Origin of the sequence: Streptomyces pseudogriseolus, assembly GCA_002154585.1 — a bacterium.
Lineage (GTDB): Bacteria > Actinomycetota > Actinomycetes > Streptomycetales > Streptomycetaceae > Streptomyces > Streptomyces pseudogriseolus.
Genome location: MUNG01000639.1, coordinates 678 through 1,815, shown reverse-complemented (window position 1 = coordinate 1,815; position 1,138 = coordinate 678). Strand labels below are relative to the sequence as shown.

General features: G+C 67.1%; 1 protein-coding gene. It reads left to right on the top strand.

Going from position 1 to position 1,138, the window contains the following annotated elements; all coding sequences use genetic code 11:
* Positions 1-846 (top strand): UDP-N-acetylglucosamine 1-carboxyvinyltransferase (locus CCN29_RS33665; RefSeq protein WP_442538673.1); only part of this gene is annotated, 846 nt, incomplete at its 5' end.
* Positions 847-1,138: the final 292 nt, after the last annotated feature.

The following is a 1,138-nucleotide window of genomic DNA, read 5'->3' as shown; positions in this document are numbered from 1 at the left end:
GACCGCCCGATCGTGCTGACCGAGCGCGGGGACACGGTCACCGAGAACGCCCTGCTGGCCGCCGCGCGGCACGACGGCACGACCGTCATCCGCAACGCGTCCTCCAACTACATGGTCCAGGACCTGTGCTTCTTCCTGGAGGCGCTGGGCGTCAAGGTCGACGGCATCGGCACGACGACGCTCACCGTGCACGGCGTGCCGAAGATCGACGTGGACGTCGACTACTCCCCCTCCGAGGACCCGGTCGAGGCGATGAGCCTGGTCGCGGCCGCGGTGGTGACGGAGTCGGAGCTGACGGTTCGCCGGGTGCCGATCGAGTTCCTGGAGATCGAGCTGGCGGTCCTGGAGGAGATGGGCCTCGACCACGACCGCACGCCGGAGTACTTCGCGGACAACGGCCGTACGCGGCTGGTGGACCTCACCGTCCGGCCCTCCAAGCTGGAGGCGCCGATCGACAAGATCCACCCGATGCCGTTCCCGGGCCTGAACATCGACAACGTGCCGTTCTTCGCGGCGATCGCGGCGGTGGCGCAGGGCAAGACGCTGATCCACGACTGGGTCTACGACAACCGCGCCATCTACCTGACCGACCTCAACCGCCTCGGCGGACGGCTCCAGTTGCTGGACCCGCACCGCGTCCTGGTCGAGGGCCCGACCCGCTGGCGCGCGGCCGAGATGATGTGCCCGCCGGCCCTGCGCCCGGCCGTCGTCGTCCTGCTCGCCATGATGGCGGCGGAGGGCACGTCGGTGCTGCGCAACGTGTACGTCATCAACCGGGGGTACGAGGACCTGGCGGAGCGGCTGAACTCGATCGGGGCGCAGATCGAGATCTTCCGGGACATCTGAAAGCCGCCAGAATCAACGCCGTCATACCCCTCCTGACCTGTACTTAGGCGAGCCAGGAGGGGATTCGGCTTCACCTGTGGGATGTCTCAGGGACTTCTGGGCTGAGTCAGGAGGCTGTCGGTCTCAGGGGCTGAGGGACGGATTGGCCGGCACTGCACACGTGAGGGGCCACAGGCAGGGCATCGACCTGAACGACTCATGGACGAGGACAAGTGGGGTCGAGTGGTCGACTCACTGCCTTACGGTCACACTCACACCCCCAGCCCATCTCACTGTGGAGAAGGTTTCCGCA